General features: G+C 30.1%; 16 protein-coding genes. 13 read left to right on the top strand and 3 right to left on the bottom strand.

The window, feature by feature from the left end:
• Positions 1-68 precede the first annotated feature (68 nt).
• Positions 69-3,902 carry a zinc-dependent metalloprotease family protein gene (locus HGB55_RS06260; protein WP_168815733.1) on the bottom strand — a complete coding sequence of 1,278 codons (3,834 nt, stop codon included), beginning with the start codon at positions 3,900-3,902 and terminating at the stop codon, positions 69-71.
• A 157-nt stretch (positions 3,903-4,059) separates the two neighbouring features.
• On the opposite strand from HGB55_RS06260, the gene HGB55_RS06255 reads away from it, so the two are divergent.
• Genes HGB55_RS06255 through serS form a run of 3 tightly spaced genes read left to right on the top strand, consistent with a single transcriptional unit; the run spans position 4,060 to position 6,886 of the window.
• A complete protein-coding gene (locus HGB55_RS06255; protein ID WP_168815731.1) occupies positions 4,060-4,998 on the top strand; it encodes a bifunctional riboflavin kinase/FAD synthetase in 939 nt (312 codons plus the stop codon).
• A gap of 22 nt (positions 4,999-5,020) precedes the next feature.
• Positions 5,021-5,551, top strand: coding sequence for a hypothetical protein (locus HGB55_RS06250; protein ID WP_168815729.1), 531 nt, complete (start codon positions 5,021-5,023; stop codon positions 5,549-5,551).
• A gap of 54 nt (positions 5,552-5,605) precedes the next feature.
• Entirely contained in the window at positions 5,606-6,886 is a 1,281-nt protein-coding gene (serS, locus tag HGB55_RS06245; RefSeq protein ID WP_168815727.1) for a serine--tRNA ligase, read from the top strand.
• Here serS and HGB55_RS06240 read toward each other — a convergent pair.
• Complete coding sequence (locus HGB55_RS06240; RefSeq protein WP_168815725.1) at positions 6,869-7,012, bottom strand: hypothetical protein; 144 nt, start codon at positions 7,010-7,012, stop codon at positions 6,869-6,871. The genes serS and HGB55_RS06240 overlap by 18 nt on opposite strands.
• A gap of 139 nt (positions 7,013-7,151) precedes the next feature.
• On the opposite strand from HGB55_RS06240, the gene HGB55_RS06235 reads away from it, so the two are divergent.
• From HGB55_RS06235 to mgtE, 4 genes are read left to right on the top strand one after another with little or no spacing between them, the layout of a single operon-like run.
• A complete protein-coding gene (locus HGB55_RS06235; protein ID WP_168815723.1) occupies positions 7,152-8,927 on the top strand; it encodes a tetratricopeptide repeat protein in 1,776 nt (591 codons plus the stop codon).
• 2 nt (positions 8,928-8,929) lie between these two features.
• Positions 8,930-9,262 carry a DUF4286 family protein gene (locus tag HGB55_RS06230; RefSeq protein ID WP_168815721.1) on the top strand — a complete coding sequence of 111 codons (333 nt, stop codon included), beginning with the start codon at positions 8,930-8,932 and terminating at the stop codon, positions 9,260-9,262.
• A gap of 5 nt (positions 9,263-9,267) precedes the next feature.
• Positions 9,268-10,044, top strand: a complete 777-nt coding sequence (rsmA, locus tag HGB55_RS06225; RefSeq protein WP_168815719.1) for a 16S rRNA (adenine(1518)-N(6)/adenine(1519)-N(6))-dimethyltransferase RsmA — start codon at positions 9,268-9,270, stop codon at positions 10,042-10,044.
• Complete coding sequence (gene mgtE / locus HGB55_RS06220) at positions 10,034-11,386, top strand: magnesium transporter (protein ID WP_168815716.1); 1,353 nt, start codon at positions 10,034-10,036, stop codon at positions 11,384-11,386. Before rsmA ends, mgtE begins: the two co-directional genes overlap by 11 nt.
• Here the strand turns inward: mgtE and HGB55_RS06215 are convergent.
• A complete protein-coding gene (locus HGB55_RS06215) occupies positions 11,383-11,913 on the bottom strand; it encodes an RNA methyltransferase (protein WP_168815714.1) in 531 nt (176 codons plus the stop codon). The two genes, mgtE and HGB55_RS06215, sit on opposite strands and share 4 nt — an antisense overlap.
• Before the next feature lie 277 nt (positions 11,914-12,190).
• Between HGB55_RS06215 and mutS the strand changes: the two genes are divergently transcribed.
• The 6 genes from mutS to HGB55_RS06185 form a co-directional block, all read left to right on the top strand.
• Complete coding sequence (mutS, locus tag HGB55_RS06210) at positions 12,191-14,800, top strand: DNA mismatch repair protein MutS (protein ID WP_168815712.1); 2,610 nt, start codon at positions 12,191-12,193, stop codon at positions 14,798-14,800.
• 83 nt (positions 14,801-14,883) lie between these two features.
• Positions 14,884-15,201: a twin-arginine translocase TatA/TatE family subunit gene (locus tag HGB55_RS06205; RefSeq protein WP_168815710.1), complete on the top strand. Its 318-nt coding sequence runs from the start codon at positions 14,884-14,886 to the stop codon at positions 15,199-15,201.
• Between the two features lie 2 nt (positions 15,202-15,203).
• Complete coding sequence (locus tag HGB55_RS06200; RefSeq protein ID WP_168815708.1) at positions 15,204-15,773, top strand: phosphatase PAP2 family protein; 570 nt, start codon at positions 15,204-15,206, stop codon at positions 15,771-15,773.
• Between the two features lie 213 nt (positions 15,774-15,986).
• Entirely contained in the window at positions 15,987-17,138 is a 1,152-nt protein-coding gene (locus HGB55_RS06195) for an amidohydrolase (RefSeq protein ID WP_168815706.1), read from the top strand.
• Positions 17,138-18,295: an alanine racemase gene (gene alr / locus HGB55_RS06190; RefSeq protein ID WP_168815704.1), complete on the top strand. Its 1,158-nt coding sequence runs from the start codon at positions 17,138-17,140 to the stop codon at positions 18,293-18,295. Before HGB55_RS06195 ends, alr begins: the two co-directional genes overlap by 1 nt.
• A gap of 140 nt (positions 18,296-18,435) precedes the next feature.
• Positions 18,436-18,714: transposase (locus tag HGB55_RS06185; protein ID WP_211047354.1), on the top strand; the 279-nt coding region annotated here is incomplete at its 3' end.

Genomic DNA, 18,714 nt, shown 5'->3' with positions numbered 1-18,714 from the left:
ATAAACTAGTTGAATTATTAAGTTTTCTTAATTAAGCGCTTATTAACTTTTAAATGAAATTTTTTAAATTATTGTTTTATTATTTTTAAAGATACCGGTTTATCTAAATGTATTTTTGCAATGTATATACCGATTGGCTGATTTGATAAACTCAATTGTACTTTACCATAAATAACTGTATGTTTTTTAGAAGAAATTAATTGCGAATGCATATTATACAGTTCAATTACTACCTCTTTTGTTGAAACAGGTAATGTTATTTCAAAATTGCCATTTGTAGGGTTTGGATAAGCCGTAACTTCATCAAATAATTCGATAGATTTTGAGAAAACTCCTTCACAATCAATTGCAGTTTTAACTTCTACTAAATCTCCATGACTAACATCGACACTAAATAAAGAAGAATTTGTTTCTAAAACTAAATTACCATTTACATACACATAATAAGGCGATGTGCCTTTAGATATTTCAATAGATGCTTTGTTTGATATTATTTCAGCTTTACCCGATACAGTTGTTCCTTCACCAATTTCAACTACATAACATTGTTCATATTCTTCAGAAAGAACTTGAATGCATAAATTATACGTACTCGGCTGTAAATTATCAATAGTTAAACTATCTGTAAAATCATAATTTGAACCGGAAATTGTAGCTGTATAATTGTATGATTCACTCGCTGTAATAATAATTTGACCATTATTTTTATCAGGACAGGTTTCGCTTATTACCTCAATATTGAAGTTATCTTGTGGTAAACTAAATAATGGGCAACCAGTTGCATCTACAATACTGCCTAATTTTGTATTTGGACATAAATCAACATCATTCGTAACACCATCTTTATCATCATCATCACTAATTACCGGAATTCCACATATATCAATACTCCAATTAACTATTTGACCTGTATCTTCTAATTGAGAGTCTACAACTTTCAGTATCCACTCTCCATAAGATTCTTCACCAATAAAATTTGACAATTTGCCTTGAGGAGAAAAAGTTCCTGTATATGGAGGAACTCCTAAATTAATTTGAGTTGTACCACTATCATCAAAAACCGTATTTGTATAATTATCACCATCTCCACCAATATTTGAAGCTAAAATTATTGTTGTTCCTTGCGGACTTGTTAATGTTAACATCAAATCTTCTAACCAAGTATGGCTTATATTTACAGTTAGATCAATATCAGTTACCGTTTTATTATTTGTAATATTAATTTTAGAATTTATCCCTGCTGAATTATTATCGGGAATATTTAATGGTGTATCGGCTGATGAATTAACATCACACGTTTCATTTTCGGTTGTAAAATTAAACACATTAGAATAAGCGCTTTCTCCACAACTATTAATTGCTTTCACTCTCCAAAAATAATTTGTATTTGGCTGTAACATTTCCGGTTCATAATAGTTTACACTTATTTTTGATGCTTCTGTAATATTTGAAAAAGTATTTTCAGCAGCTATTTGTATTTCGTACTCTTCTGCATTAACATCTTCATCCCAAGCAAGCGTATAAGGTTTTAGAATATTTGTCGCATTATTTTCCGGTGAAACCAAATTTGGCGCATTAATATTTGACGAGTAAACATTTAACCCAACCACAGTAGTTTTAGTTGTGGTTGCTGAAGTACCTGTAATAGAAACATTATATTCTCCAACATTAGAATCCGTTATTCCGGAAATTGTCATTACAACATTCGTGTTATTGCTAGTTGCAGTTGTTGGATTGAATGTTACTGTTGTACCTGTAGGATTTCCTGTAGCTGAAAATGCCGTCTGTTCATTAAACTCTAAAAACGTATTGTATGTAAAAGAATAGTTTACGGTATTTGGAGTACATACTTTTTGATTACTTACATCAAAATTCATTATAAATTCTGATGCTTGAACATCAATATTTGTTAAATTCATTGAATAAAAAATATTACCCACACTTTCTATTTTAATTCTTCCTGAATTTGTAGTATTATTAGGCACAACAATCTCATGAGAACCATCATTTGAAACATTTGAAGCTAAAACTATCGGAAAAGTTTCCCCTCCATCTGTAGAAAAAAGGATATTTACATACGAACAATTAATAGGAGATGTGTTTGTATTTGCAACATCCCAAGTTATTGTTTTTGCTGTTCCGGCATCCCAGGTTTCAGTTGTGTTTTGTGAAGTTACTTTAAATGGTCCCGCATTGGCTACAAAAGTTAATAGAGTTTCTTCACTTGCGGTTTGTCCACCTTCAGAATTATTGTCTCTAACAGTTACTCCAAAAGACATTGTTCTTCCTACTGAAGGCAAAACTTCCCACTCATCAGTTAATTTTCCTGCAATTACAGTGTTCAAACTAGGAAAATATCTTTTTGGCGATACCGTGGGCAATACCGATCTAAATGCTGGTCCTTCAGTAGCAGTTGAAACTAAAGGTACTGGAGTTATCTCGGTATCTAACTGCTCCCAAGTATATGTTAAATCATCTCCATTAACATCTGATGCTGTAGCTTCTAAAACAAATGGTGTAGAAATTGGAATTGTATAATTAGGCAATGTGTTAACCGTTGGAGCATTATTTCCTGTAGTAGTTATTGCTCCACAGGTACCGCTTCCTAATGTAATGTTTGTCCATATTTCTTTTATACTAACTAAATGAAAATAATCATCTGATTGTATTTGTACGTTTTGTGGAGAACAAATACCTGCATAAGCCATTAATGTTGAGCCACTACCCGGTTCAACTGCGGTTGCATCATTCCTGTTACCTCCGCCACAATTTCCGGCATCTCCGTTAAAAGTGTGATGGGCTCCAAATTGGTGTCCCATTTCGTGTGCAACATAATCAATATCATATGCATCTCCTATAGGATTACTTGAGCCTGTAATTCCTCTTGCTTTACCATTAGTACAAGGAGAATTTATTTGAGCTAAACCTCCTCCTCCGGTACTAAATGTATGTCCAATATCATAATTTGAAAAACCAATATATGTATCAATAACTGTTTGGCTTTCATCAATTAACACTTCGCCATCGTCATTTGTAAAACCATCAGTATCGGCATTTAAAAAAATTATATCTGTATTGTTAGCTACCAATTCCATTGTTATGGAAAGATCTCTTTCATAAATACCATTAACTCTGGTCATAGTTACATTTATAGCCGATAATACAGCGGCTTTTTTAACTGCATCAGTTGCTGTTGCGTTAACTCCTTGATAAGACAAATGATATTGTGAATATTCTCCAGTTGTAGCAATGGCCAATCTAAACTTTCTTAATTTTCCATCATTAACATCTCCTGCTCTTTCACTTACATTTGTACTATTTGTTTTTGTAGTTTCGGAAGTATTTATTTCATCAAACTTACATTCAAAAGGTTCTGTTAAAGGCAAATTTTTCTTTGAGTAAATTATGTAAGATTCTTTGCTTTCGGTATATGGATCAATATAAACCGTTCCTTTAGAACTTTGTAAAACCATAGCGTGTAACCCTAATGAAGTAACACTAAATCTAATTACAGAACTTGGATTGTCAATACCTTTCCCAACGTAAGATCTAATATTTGGATATTTTTTCTGAAGGCTTTCCTCCATAATTGAAGCTTCAAAAATTTGGTATTTTTCTAAAACACCTTCTTCATTAGGAAAAGTTAATACAGTTCCTGATTTAAATGATTTACCATTATTTCTTAAAGGAGCATTTTTTAACTTATTTTTAAAAGAATTGAGGTTTAAATGAAATATTTCAAATTTATCAGGTGTTGTTTTTCTTTTGATTTTTTTTGGAGAATTTTTCTCATAAGCATCTGATTTTTTCCAAAATTCATCTTCCTTTTGTGCGTTTACAGATAAAATTATTGAAAATAAAAACAGGCTAAAAGCGAAATATTTTTTACAGTACAACCTCATAAATTACATAACTGTTGAATGTTGTTAATATCACAAATATATATTATAAAATTTTCTTTACAATTATAATACCATTATTAATTAATTAATCATCAACTTAGTTTTAATTAAAAAAAGTATTTTTGCCCATTAATTGAACCAAGTAATATTTTCAATTTTGAAAATTTATACCAACTTATCCAACTATAAATCAAACAATGGTACCTTTATAACTATTGGTACTTTTGACGGTGTTCATATTGGACATCAAAAAGTAATTCAAAATCTAATACAAAGTGCAAATAAAAACAGCGCTACTTCAGTGTTGTTAACTTTTTTTCCACATCCAAGAATGGTGTTACAGAAAGATGTTGAAATTAAACTCATAAATACTATTGACGAACGTATTAAATTACTTAAAAAAACCGGAGTTGAAACACTTGTAATCCATGAATTTAATGAAGAATTCGCAAAACAATCTGCTTTAGACTTTGTTAGAAATATTTTAGTAAATAAATTAAATGTTTCAAGATTAATTATTGGATACGATCATCATTTTGGTAAAAATAGAGAAGGTAATTTTGAACAATTGGAAGATTATGGACATACATACGATTTTACGGTTGAAGAAATTTCGAAACAAGACATTAACAATATTGCCGTAAGTTCAACCAAAATTAGAAAAGCTGTTGAAAATGGAGAAATTGAGAAAGCCAACAGTTATTTAGGTTACTATTTTATGCTTACCGGAAATGTGGTTAAAGGTAAAAATTTAGGTGAAAAAATAGGATTTCCTACAGCTAATTTATTTATAAAAGAAGCCTATAAATTAATACCAAAAACAGGTGCTTATATTGTTAAATCTGAAATTGACAATAAAACTATTTTTGGGATGATGAACATTGGTTACAGACCTACAGTAAGTGGAAACCATCAAACTATTGAAATTCATTTTTTTGATTTCAATAAAAACTTATATGGTAAAGAAATTCAGATTGACGTGCTTCATTTTTTACGTGAAGAACAAAAATTTAAATCTATTAACGATTTAAAAAATCAATTAAGTAAAGATAAATTAAAATCGATAGAATTTATAAATGGCATTTCTTTTGAATGATAAAAAAACGTAAATTCAGCATATGAAAAAATTAATATTTCTTTTGTTTATATTTTTTATCTCTTGTAAATCGCCTTTTATGGTTAGCGAACCTATTTTTAAAAACAGTAATAGTTGTCCGGAAAATGGCAACTGTACAATTGAGTTAATTCCAAATAAATCTATAAGTTTTAAAAAAGATAAATTTGGAATTGCATATCCTGAAATTATTGAAGGCGGAAAAACGATTTTAAAATACACTTATAAAAAAAATCCTGTAAATAATACTGAAGATAGTAATTATACTGAACTGATTTATGCTGAATTTGACAAAGAAATTACTGAAATTGAATTAATTAACGAGCAACTGCAAAATATTAAATTATACTTTGGTCGTTTATGTTATTGCAAAGGCGAAACAGGTTATTTTCCTATAAAAAATGGGAAACTTAAACTTACAAAACCTTCAAAAAATACTGTAGAAATTAATTTCGATTTTAAAATTAAAGAAGTTCCCCAAATTGTATCCAAAATAAATGAAACCTTTTTATTAAAATCAACCCAAAGTAATTAGCTTCTTTTAACCGCAATTTATTAAATTTGCCCATTAACTAAAGGATAACAAACAATGTTACAAGTAGCGTTTATTAGAGAAAATAAAGAAACTGTTTTAAAAGGTTTAGCAAAACGGAATTTTAAAAATGCCGAAGAAGTTGTAAGTAATACGCTTTTGGCTGATGAAGAAAGAAGGGCAATTCAAACAGAATTGGATACTATTTTGGCTGAATCTAATAAATTATCGAAAGATATTGGTCAGTTATTCAAGTCTGGTGAAACTCAAAAAGCTCAAATTTTAAAACAAAAAACACTTCAGTTAAAAGAAAAATCAAAAGATTTAACTGAGAGTCTTCAAAATAAAGCTGCTGAATTACAAGAACTGTTATATCAAATTCCGAACGTACCTAATGAGATTGTACCTGCAGGTTCTTCTGAAGAAGATAACGAAACTGTTTATCAAGAAGGAGACATTCCTGTATTACACGAAGGTGCTTTACCACATTGGGAACTCGCAAAAAAATATGATATTATTGATTTTGAACTTGGCAATAAAATAACCGGAGCAGGTTTTCCTGTTTACAAAGGTAAAGGAGCAAAATTACAAAGAGCTTTAATCAATTATTTTTTAGATAAAAATACATCTGCAGGTTATGATGAAGTACAAGTTCCTTTAATGGTTAATGAGGAATCTGGTTACGGTACCGGGCAATTACCCGATAAAGAAGGACAAATGTATCATGTTACTGAAGATAACTTATATTTAATTCCAACTGCAGAAGTTCCTGTAACTAATATTTACCGCGATGTTATTTTACAAGAAAATGACTTCCCTATTTGTAAAACAGGTTATACACCTTGTTTTAGACGCGAAGCAGGTTCTTATGGAGCGCATGTGCGAGGTTTAAATCGTTTACACCAGTTTGATAAAGTTGAAATTGTGCGTATAGAACACCCTAATAATTCTTATGCTGCTTTAGATAGTATGGTAAATCACGTTAAAGGAATTTTACAAGAATTAAAATTACCTTACAGAATTTTACGTTTATGTGGCGGCGATATAGGTTTTACCTCTGCCCTAACATACGATTTTGAAGTGTTTTCAACTGCACAAGATCGTTGGTTAGAAATTAGTTCTGTTTCTAACTTCGAAACATTTCAGGCAAACCGATTAAAACTTCGGTTTAAAAATAGTGAAGGAAAAACCGAATTGGCACATACACTTAACGGAAGCTCATTAGCATTACCAAGAGTACTTGCCGGTTTATTGGAAAATTGCCAAACACCTGAAGGAATTAAAATTCCTGAAGTTTTAGTGCCGTATTGTGGTTTTGAATTAATTAGCAATAACTAATTGCATTTGTTTTTTGTAATAATTCATTTCAATCAAAGCATCAAAATAAGCATGTAACTGACCGTTTTGCATAAACTTTAATGATTTCTTTTTTGCAGTTTCGTATTGTTTAATTAGCTCTTTCATTTTAGTAAAATTTAGTTGTTTTTATAATGTTAAGACAAATTGTGTGCCATTTTGTAACAGCACTTGTTTCAAAATAAACTTTATTTATAAAAACTTTAACACTTGTTTAGCTATATTTGATAGCATTAAAAATGAAAAAATGAAAAAATTTATTTTCATAGTACTTTGCTTTTTTTCTTTAAATATCTGTGCTCAAGAAGCTCAATTGGCATATCAATATTTTAGAAATGGAGAATACAAAAAAGCAGCATCTATTTATGAAAGTTTATTTCAAAAGCATTCTTACAACACCTCTTATTTAAGCTATTTAATAGATTGTTATCAGCAATTAGAAAAATATACAGAAGTAGAAACATTAATACAAAAACAATTAGAAGAATATCCTGAACAAAAACAATTATATATTGAATTGGGTTATAACTTTCAACTGCAACACCAAAAAGAAAAAGCCATTCCTTATTATGAAAAAGCACTAAAAGCCATTGATAACAGTTCAAATATAGGTTATTTAATAGGAAAAACTTTTCAAGATAATCACTTACTTGATTATGCAATTTTGGCTTATAAAAAAACAATGGAACTAAAGCCTAACTCTAATTACAATCTTCAAATTGCTTATATATATGGCGAAAAATCAGAAATTGATAATATGCTAAATACTTATTTGGATATGGTTGAAATAAATGACAATTATCTTTCAGCAATTAAAACTTATATAGGAAGGTATATTACTGATGATTCTGAAAATGAAAATAATATTTTACTTAAAAAATTACTTATAAAACGTTCTCTAAACAATCCTAAAAATAGTTGGAATAATTTATTAAGCTGGTTATTTATTCAACAAAAAGAATACGACAAAGCGTTAATTCAAGAAAAAGCATTGTATAAACGCAATTTAAACGATTTAACAGGTTTAATTGAATTAGGTGAAATTGCTTTTGAAAACAACGATTTTATAACAACCAAAAATTGTTTTAATTATATTATTGAAAACACTAATAATATTGAAATTTTATTAAAAGCAAAATTATATTTACTTGAAATTGATATTAAAAACAATGCCGATGTTTCACTTCTTGAAAATCAATTTCAACAATTGTTTGATCAATATGGTATAAATAAAAATACTATAACTATTCAGGCTATTTATGCGGAATTTTTAGCCTTCAAAAAAAATGATCCCGAAAAAGCGATTTCAATTTTAAAAAACGCCCTAAAATTACCTGTTAACGAATTTCAAAATGGCTATTTAAAAACTAAACTTGCTGATATTTTGGTGTTTACAAACAAATTTAGCAGTGCTTTAATTTATTACACACAAGTTCAAAATAATTTAAAAAATCACACTATTGGGCAAACTGCTCGATTTAAAATTGCACAAACATCTTATTTTAAAGGAGACTTTGATTGGGCGCAATCTCAACTCAAAGTATTAAAAAATTCTACATCGCAACTTATTGCTAACGATGCTTTAGATTTAAATTTACTTATAACTGACAATGTTGTAAAAGACAGCCTAAAAACTGCCTTAAAAAAATATGCCGTTGCCGATTTACTTTCGTATCAAAATAAAAATCAGCAAGCAATTGATACATTACAACTTATTTTAAACAAATTTAAAGGTCATCCAATTGAAGATGAAGCTCTTTTTAAACAAGCTCAATTATTTGAAAAAATGAACGCTTTTGAAAAAGCCGAATATAACTATTTACAAATCGTAAAAATTAATAAAGATGATATTTTGGTTGATGATGCTATTTATTGTTTAGCAGAATTGTATGTAAACAAGTTCAATAATACAGAAAAAGCAAAAGAATACTATCAAAAAATAATATTCGAATATCCATCAAGTATTTATTTGGTTGATGCTCGTAAAAAATACAGAAAACTTAGAGGAGATTTAATAAATTAATTATGTATATCTATAATGAAACTATAAATATCGACGAATCTGTACATAAAGTATGGCTAAAATGGATGAAAGAAAAACATATACCAAATATGCTTTCAACAGGTAAATTTAGCAAAGCTAAAATGAGTCAGGTACTGGTAAATGAAGAAATGGGAGGCATAACATATTCCGTACAATACACAACCGACAGTATTGAAACTTTACAACAATATTATTTAGAAGATGCTAAAAAATTACAGGAAGAAAGTTTACTTCTTTTTAAAGATAAATTTGTTGTTTTTAACACCGAATTAAAAGTAATTAGCGAACAATTTAGTATGGCTTCGAAAAATTAAAATATATGAGCGTAAAAGCAAAAAAACACCTTGGACAACATTTTTTAAAAGATGAATTAATTGCACAAAAAATTGCGGATAGTTTAACTGAAAATGGCTATAAAAATGTATTGGAAATTGGACCGGGAATGGGTGTTTTAACTAAATATTTGCTTAAAAAAAATCTTAAAACCTATGTCATTGAAATAGATACAGAATCTGTTGATTATTTAAAAGCACATTATTTAAATTTAGCAGACAGAATAATTTCAAAAGATTTTTTAAAAATAAACCTTACCGATTATTTTGATGATGAACCCATTGCAATTATTGGAAATTTTCCCTATAATATTTCTTCTCAAATTGTATTTAAAACTCTGGAAAACAGAGATCAAATTCCTGAATTTTCAGGAATGTTCCAAAAAGAAGTTGCTATGCGCATAGCCGAAAAGGAAGGCAGTAAAACCTACGGAATTTTATCAGTTCTCACTCAGGCTTTTTATAATGTAGAATATCTATTTACCGTTCCACCAACAGTATTCAATCCACCTCCTAAAGTAGATTCTGGCGTTATACGGTTAATCAGAAAAAAAAATTACACCTTACCTGTTGATGAAAAATTATTTTATAAAGTTGTAAAAACCGCTTTTAATCAACGTAGAAAAACATTGCGTAACAGTTTAAAAACATTGAATTTATCCGATAATTTAAGAGAAGATACTATCTTTGCGAAACGTCCGGAACAATTATCGGTAACAGAATTCATTAATCTTACAGCTAAAATAGAAAAGGATGCCATTTGAAATTACCAAAGAATACATTCAAGAAATTCAGGAATTTATAGAACAATCTAACAATAAAGCTATTTTAGATTTATTGGAAGAGGTTCATTATGCTGATATTGCTGAAATTATTGAAGATCTTGAAACTGAAGAAGGTATCTATTTAATTAAATTATTAGATAGTGATAAAACCTCTGACGTAATTACAGAGCTGGATGAAGATACTCGTGAAAAAATTTTAAAAGGACTTTCATCAAAAGAAATTGCCGATGAGTTAAATGAATTAGACACCGATGACGCTGCCGATATTATTGCTGAACTTTCTGAAGAACAGAAAGAAGAAGTAATTTCTCACATAGAAGATGTTGAACACGCCAAAGAAATTGTAGAACTTTTACGTTATGATGAAGATACTGCCGGTGGTTTAATGGCAAAAGAATTGGTGAAAGTAAATGAAAATTGGAATGTACTAACTTGTGTTAAAGAAATGAGAGCTCAGGCAGAAGAAGTTACAAGAGTACATTCAATTTATGTTGTTGATGATAATGAAAAATTAAAAGGAAGATTGTCATTAAAAGATTTACTTACTACCTCAACAAGAACAGCAATTAAAGATGTTTTTATTAAACAGGTAGATTATGTAAATGTACACGATAAAGCAGAAGATGTAGCCAGAGTAATGCAAAAGTACGACCTTGAAGCTATCCCTGTGGTTGATGAAATGGGACGTTTAGTAGGAAGAATTACTATTGATGATATTGTTGATGTAATTAAGGAAGAAGCTGAAAAAGATTACCAACTGGCTGCAGGTATTTCGCAAGACGTTGAAGCCGATGATACCATTTGGGAACTTACTAAAGCGCGTTTACCTTGGTTAATTTTAGCGCTATTTGGTGGTTTTGTAAGTGTTTCTATCTTAGGAGGATTTGAAACTGCAATGGAGAAATTTCCTGAACTTTTTTATTTCACCCCATTAATTGCTGCTATGGCAGGAAATGTTGGTGTACAATCATCAGCAATTGTTGTTCAAGGTTTAGCAAATGACAGTTTAAGAGGTTCTTTATGGAAACGGCTTTTAAAAGAAGTTTCTTTAAGTTTATTAAACGGATTAGTACTTTCCGCTATTTTAATGTCTATTGGTATGTATTTTTTAGGTTTTGATTATAAACTTGGGTTAACCATTGCCTTAGCTTTAATAGCCGTAATCATCATAGCATCCATTATTGGCACTTTTGTACCAATAATTTTAGATAAAAGAGGTATTGATCCTGCATTAGCTACCGGACCATTTATTACAACAAGCAATGATATTTTTGGAATATTGATTTATTTTTTAATCGCTAAATTAATTTTAGGATTTTAATAGTTGAATTTTTTAAACAAATCCCAAAGTACAACACCTGCACTTACTGAAATATTTAAAGAATGTTTTGTGCCAAATTGTGGAATTTCAATACAATAATCTGAAGCTGAAACTACTTTTTGCTGAACACCTTTAACTTCATTTCCAAAAACAACTGCATATTTTTGATTAGGTTGAATCTTAAAATCTTGCAACATTGTACTGTTATCAGCTTGTTCTATCGCAATAACTTTTAACTTTTCAACTTTTAACTTTTCAACTAAAGCTACCGTATCTTCTACATATTCCCAATCAACAGATTCTGTGGCGCCCAAAGCTGTTTTATGAATTTCTTTATGTGGCGGTTGCGCTGTAATTCCACACAAATAAATCTTTTCTATTAAAAAAGCATCACTTGTTCTAAAAACCGAACCAATATTGTTTAAACTTCTAATATTATCAAGCACAACAATTAATGGAATTTTATCAGTTTGCTTAAACTCTTCAACATTTAACCTGCCTAATTCGCTATTCTTTAATTTTCTCATTATTTTTTATATATCCGCAATAAAACATAAAGTAAACGTCACCCTGAACTTGTTTCAGGGTCGCATTAATTTTAACATTATGAGATGCTGAAACAAGTTCAGCATGACGATAATTTAATTATTACTAATTACTGATATTCTACTATTATTCTTTAATTTTCTCATAATTATTGCCTAATTGTTGAAAGGTATAACTGTTAAATCTTTCAATCATTAATTTTTTCAATCTTTCAATATAAAATGTAACTTCGCAAAACTAACTTAATTTCCTAAAAAATTGGCAGCAAAAACCAAGAAAGTAACTCCTTTAATGAAACAATATAATGCAATTAAGGTAAAATATCCTGATGCAATGTTATTATTTAGAGTAGGAGATTTTTACGAAACTTTTGGTGAAGATGCCAAAAAAGCAGCACAAGTTTTAGGAATCATTTTAACCAAACGCGGTGCCGGAAGTGAAACCGAAACTGCTTTGGCCGGTTTCCCTCATCATTCGTTAAATACCTATTTGCCAAAGCTGGTAAAAGCCGGTATGCGTGTTGCTATTTGCGATCAGTTAGAAGATCCAAAAATGACAAAAACCATTGTAAAACGTGGTGTAACAGAATTAGTAACTCCCGGAGTTGCTTTAAATGATGAAGTTTTACAATCGAAAACCAATAACTTTTTAGCAGCAATCCACTTTGGTAAAAAACAAATCGGGATTTCATTTTTAGATGTTTCAACAGGTGAATTTTTAACCGCTCAAGGAAATAGTGAACATATTGATAAATTACTGCAAAACTTTAACCCGAGTGAAGTTTTAGTTCAGAAACAATACAAATCGAAATTTTCTGAATTATTTGGTGATCGCTTTTATACTTTTTATTTAGAAGATTGGCTTTTTCAATCGGAATATGCCTACGAAACACTTACCAGTCATTTTAAAGTAAAAACACTAAAAGGTTTTGGAGTTGATGATTTAAATGAAGGCATTATAGCTTCCGGAGCTGTATTGTATTATCTTTCTGAAACACAACACAATCAATTAGAGCATATTTCAGTAATTAACCGAATTGCAGAAGATAATTATGTGTGGATGGACAGGTTTACCGTTAGAAATCTTGAATTATACAATTCAACTTCAGTAAATGCAGTAACACTTTTAGATGTTATTGATAAAACCATTTCGCCTATGGGCGGAAGGATGCTAAAACGTTGGTTGGCATTACCTTTAAAAGATATCAATCGTATAAAAAATAGACACGATATAGTTAAATATTTAATTGATAATGATGCCTTTTTTGAATTGGCAACCTATCAAATTAAGCAAATTAGCGATATTGAACGTTTGGTATCAAAAGTTGCCACAGGAAAGGTAAATCCACGAGAAGTTGTTTTGTTAAAAAATTCACTGAACGCCATCATTCCTATAAAAGAAGCTGCGGAAAATAGTGATAATGAATCGTTAAAATTAATTGGCGAACAACTGCAAAGTTGTATCACACTTCGCGAAAAAATTACCAAAACGTTAAACGAAGATGCCCCGGTAAATATCAATAAAGGAAATACGATTTCAAATGGTATTTCTAACGAATTAGATGAGCTTCGTGCTATTTCAACTTCAGGAAAAGAGTATTTAGACAGTATGTTGGCTCGTGAAACGGAACGTACTGGAATATCATCATTAAAAATAGCTTTTAACAACGTTTTTGGCTACTATATTGAAGTTAGAAATACACATAAAAACAAAGTTCCTTCAGATTGGATTCGTAAGCAAACATTGGTAAGTGCTGAACGATATATTACTGAAGAATTAAAAGAATACGAAACCAAAATTTTAGGTGCCGAAGAAAAAATTTCTTCCCTAGAAAATGAACTTTTTGCTGAATTGATTAGCTCTTTGTTGGATTATATTCAACCTATTCAATTAAATGCACAATTAATTGCTCAAATTGATTGCTTGTGCTCTTTTGCCGAAGTTGCTAAAAACAACAATTACGTGCGTCCGCAATTGGATGAAACAACCGATTTAGAAATTAAAAACGGACGCCATCCTGTTATTGAAAAACAATTGCCAATTGGCGAAGAATACATTGCCAACGATTTGGTTTTAAACCGAAATCAACAGCAAATTATTATGATTACCGGTCCTAATATGAGTGGTAAATCGGCTATTTTACGCCAAACAGCTTTAATTGTTCTACTAGCCCAAATGGGAAGTTATGTGCCAGCTCAAAATGCTCGAATCGGAATAGTTGATAAAATATTTACGCGTGTTGGTGCCAGTGATAATATTTCTATGGGAGAATCAACTTTTATGGTTGAAATGAACGAAACTGCAAGTATTTTAAATAATATTTCTGAAAGAAGTTTAGTGTTGCTGGATGAAATTGGTCGAGGAACAAGTACGTATGATGGTATTTCAATTGCTTGGGCTATTGCTGAATATTTACACGAACATCCTTCAAAATCAAAAACATTGTTTGCTACACATTACCACGAATTAAATGATATGACCAATACTTTTGAGCGTATTAAAAACTTTAACGTTGCGGTAAAAGAATTAAAAAATAAGGTTATTTTTTTACGAAAATTAGTGCCCGGTGGTAGTGAACACAGCTTTGGAATTTATGTAGCAAAATTAGCCGGCATGCCAACTTCGGTTGTTCATAGAGCATCGAAAATGCTAAAGCAGTTAGAGAAAAATCATACAAACACCGATGTAAAAGAAACTTTAAAAAATGCGCAGGAAGAAGAAATGCAACTGAGCTTTTTTAAATTGGACGATCCGCTATTGGAAGATATAAAAGAAGAAATTCTTACCACAAATATTGATACTCTAACGCCAATCGAAGCCTTAATGAAATTGAATGAGATTAAGCGGATGCTTACTAAAAAAAGCTAATTTTCTGAAATTAAAGTTAAAAAAACAATCAATATTAGTAATGATGCTTTTTTAATTATCTTTGTACTCTAAATAATTTACTTATGTTTTTATTTATTAGTGGTCCTGAAATTTTTGTAGTACTGGTAATTACAGTAATGCTTTTTGGTGCTGATAAATTACCTGAAATTGCTCGCGGTTTAGGAAAAGGAATGCGTCAAATTAAAGATGCTACCAACGATATTAAACGAGAAATAAAAAATAGCGCCGAAAAAAATGATATTGATGTTGATGTTGCTGCTAAGGTAAGAGACGAGCTCAGCAAAGTAAAAGATAACTTTGAAGAAATTACTGATCCTGTTAAAAAAATAAAAAACACTGTTATTGATGAAATAACCGGACCTGTTAAGAGAAACAAATAGTTTTGGAATTTTTGCATTCACTTATTGAATACGATAAACAATTACTCCTTTTTTTACACTCAAAAGGATCTGTAACCTGGGATATTTTTTGGCTTTTTATAACAAATCCTTTAAATTGGATTCCGCTGTTCTTTTTACTTTTTTATTTAGTGTACACCATCTATGATTTCAAAAAAACATTTTTTATATGTTTATTAACCTTTATTGCAGGATTTTTATCATTAACAACTGTAAATATCATCAAAAACTTTATCCAAAGAAAAAGGCCTATTAATGATGAATCAATAAATGAAACTCTTCGAATTTTAATTGAACAAAACGATTTTAGCTTTGTTTCCGGACATTCAACAGTTTCTTTTACAATTGCTTTTATTTCATTTTGGATATTGAAAAAAAATTATAAATATGCTTTTTTAATTTTCTTATTTCCAATTCTTTTTGCTTACAGTAGAATTTATTTAGCAGCTCATTATCCTATAGATATTTTAGTTGGAATGCTTTTAGGTTATATTTTTGCATTCATTTTTTACCGGTTAATTAAAAAATTGATTCTGAAACAAAAAACTACTTAACTCTGGTAATTGACAAACCCTCACAAATTGGAATTGAAATAATAAACATTAAAAATAGTTCTCTTTTTTAAGCTCTTAAAACTGTAAATCAACAAATTACTTATCTTATTTCAAATTTTTTTTCTTTTAGTCCTCTATAAAAAACATTTTCCGATCTAATTTTTTACTTTTAAGGTTTATACTTAATAATCATATTTTAAATATTTAAAATATATGCCAAAACTTATCAATAAGGAATTATTAAATAAACTCATTGCATTTCGTAAAATGCTCCATGCAAACCCTGAAGTTTCAGGAAAAGAGTACAATACTGCCAGCAATGTTACTCAATTTTTAAAAACCTGCTCTCCAACCAAAATAGTAGAAAATATTGGAGGAACTGGAATTGTGGCTGTTTTTGACAGCGAAAAACCAGGAAAATCAGTTATGTTTAGGGCTGAATTAGATGCTCTTCCAATTCAAGAAATAAACACTTTTCAACATCGCTCAAAAATTAATGGCATATCACACAAATGTGGACATGATGGGCATACTACTGTTTTACTGGGATTAGCCAAATTATTATCTGAACAAAAACCCAAAAACGGAAAAATATTTTTATTATTTCAACCTGCTGAAGAAGACGGAGAAGGCGCAAAAGCAATTTTTTCAGATCCTAAATTTAAAACTCTAAAACCCGATTATATTTTTGCTTTTCACAACCTTCCCGGATATCCTTTAAATCAAATTGTTGTAAAAAACAATTCATTTACTGCCGCTGTAAAAAGTATTATCATTAAAATTAACGGTAAAACTGCGCATGCTGCAGAGCCCGAAAATGGTTTAAATCCGGCACTCGCAATTGCAGATATTTTAAAGGAAACTGCCAAACTTTCAAATAATGATCCCAACAGAGATGATTTTACATTAATAACTCCTGTGCATATTGAAATGGGTGAAATTGCTTATGGAATCTCTGCAGGTTATGGTGAAGTTAGACTAACTATTCGTGCTTGGGATGAATATACTATGGAAAAATTAGCAACAGCAGTAATTGATTGTATTGAAAAAACTGCAGCCAATTATAATATACGTATTACTTATTCATGGACACATGAGTTTTATGCAAATCAGAATTATGCTGCTGCTGTTGATATTATTAAAGAAGCGGCAAAAGATTTGAAATTTGATATTTGCGAACGAAAATTTCCATTTAAATGGGGAGAGGATTTTGGTTTATTTACACAAAGTTTTAAAGGTGCCATGTTTGGTATTGGTTCAGGAGAAAAGAGCCCGGCACTACATAATCCTGATTATGATTTCCCAGATGATATTTTACCTACTGCAATTCAATTATTTTATCAAATTAGCTTACATCTTTTATAATGAAAATACTGCATACATCATATATTGAAATAAGTAAATCGGCGTTAGAACATAATCTTCAATTTTTAAAAAATTTTATAGGTAGTAATGTGCAAATATCTTCTGTCGTAAAAGGAAATGCTTATGGTCATGGACTTGAAGTATTTGTTCCCATTGCAGAAAATTGTGGTATCAATCATTTTTCTGTATTTAGTGCAGACGAGGCTTTACGTGTTCTTAAATCAAGCACTAAAAAAAGTACAATTATGATTATGGGTTACATTGATAATGAACAGTTGGAATGGGCCATTGAAAATAATATTGAATTTTATGTATTTGAACTTGATCGTTTAGAAAAAACACTTCAAGCAGCCAAAAGGGTTGGAAAAATAGCAAAACTTCATATAGAAGTTGAAACTGGAATGAATAGAACCGGATTTACTTTTGACCAAATTCCAGCTGTACTGCAATTTCTAAAAAATAATAGTTCTCATTTGTGTTTTAAAGGTCTTTGCACTCATTTTGCAGGAGCAGAAAGTATTGCCAATTACTATCGAATAAAAAAGCAACAACAACTTTTTAAAAAAGTAGTGAAAAAAGTGGCTTTAGCAGGGTTAAATCCTGAGCAAAAACATACCGCTTGTTCAGCTGCAGCATTACGTTATCCAAAATTTCAACTAGATATGGTAAGATTTGGAATTATTCAATATGGATTTTTTCCCAATAAAGAAATTTTAATTGAATATTTAACTAAAAATAAAGAAACAGAAAATCCGTTAAAACGACTCATTTCCTGGAAAAGCAGCGTTATGGATGTTAATAAAGTAAAGACTGGAGAATTTATTGGTTACGGCACCTCTTATCTTGCCAATTCAAATTTAAAAATAGCAACAATACCGGTTGGCTACAGTCATGGTTTTAGTAGAAATCTAAGCAATCAAGGTATTGTATTAATTAACGGTCAGCGAGTGAATGTAATTGGTACAGTAAATATGAATATGATAACCGTTGATGTTACACAATTAAATACAATTAAAAAAGGTGACGAAGTGGTACTAATTGGAAAACAGGGCGATTTAGAAATAAGTGTTTCATCATTTAGTGAATTTAGTGAACAGTTAAATTATGAATTACTTACAAGATTACCTTCAAATTTACCTAGATTAGTAGTTGATTAGTATATTTTTTTTGCAAAATCTTGCCAAGTGGATAAAAAGAAAATATATTAAAAGCACTATCTCATAAACTGTGTAAATAAAAATATCGGGGGTTGCAACCCCCGATATTTTTTTGTTTAATTTTAAACTTTTATACAGTCATGAAGAAAGAAGATTTATTAAGTAATGATTTTCTGAAGCAGTTTACATCGGGCGAAGAGCTCAATGATTTTCTAAAACAGATTCAGAAACGTGGTATTGAAAAGATGCTTGAAGGCGAGCTTGACAGCCATTTAGGCTATGATAAGCACCAGAAGTCAGACAATTCCAATGCCCGCAATGGTTTTACAGAAAAGAAGCTGCGCACTTCTCTTGGAGAAAGCAAGATACAGGTTCCCCGAGACCGTGACGCTTCGTTTAATCCCATGATCGTTCCCAAA

Origin of the sequence: Lutibacter sp. B1 (assembly GCF_012524075.1) — a bacterium.
Lineage (GTDB): Bacteria > Bacteroidota > Bacteroidia > Flavobacteriales > Flavobacteriaceae > Lutibacter.
This window is presented reverse-complemented; position numbering and strand designations above follow the sequence as displayed.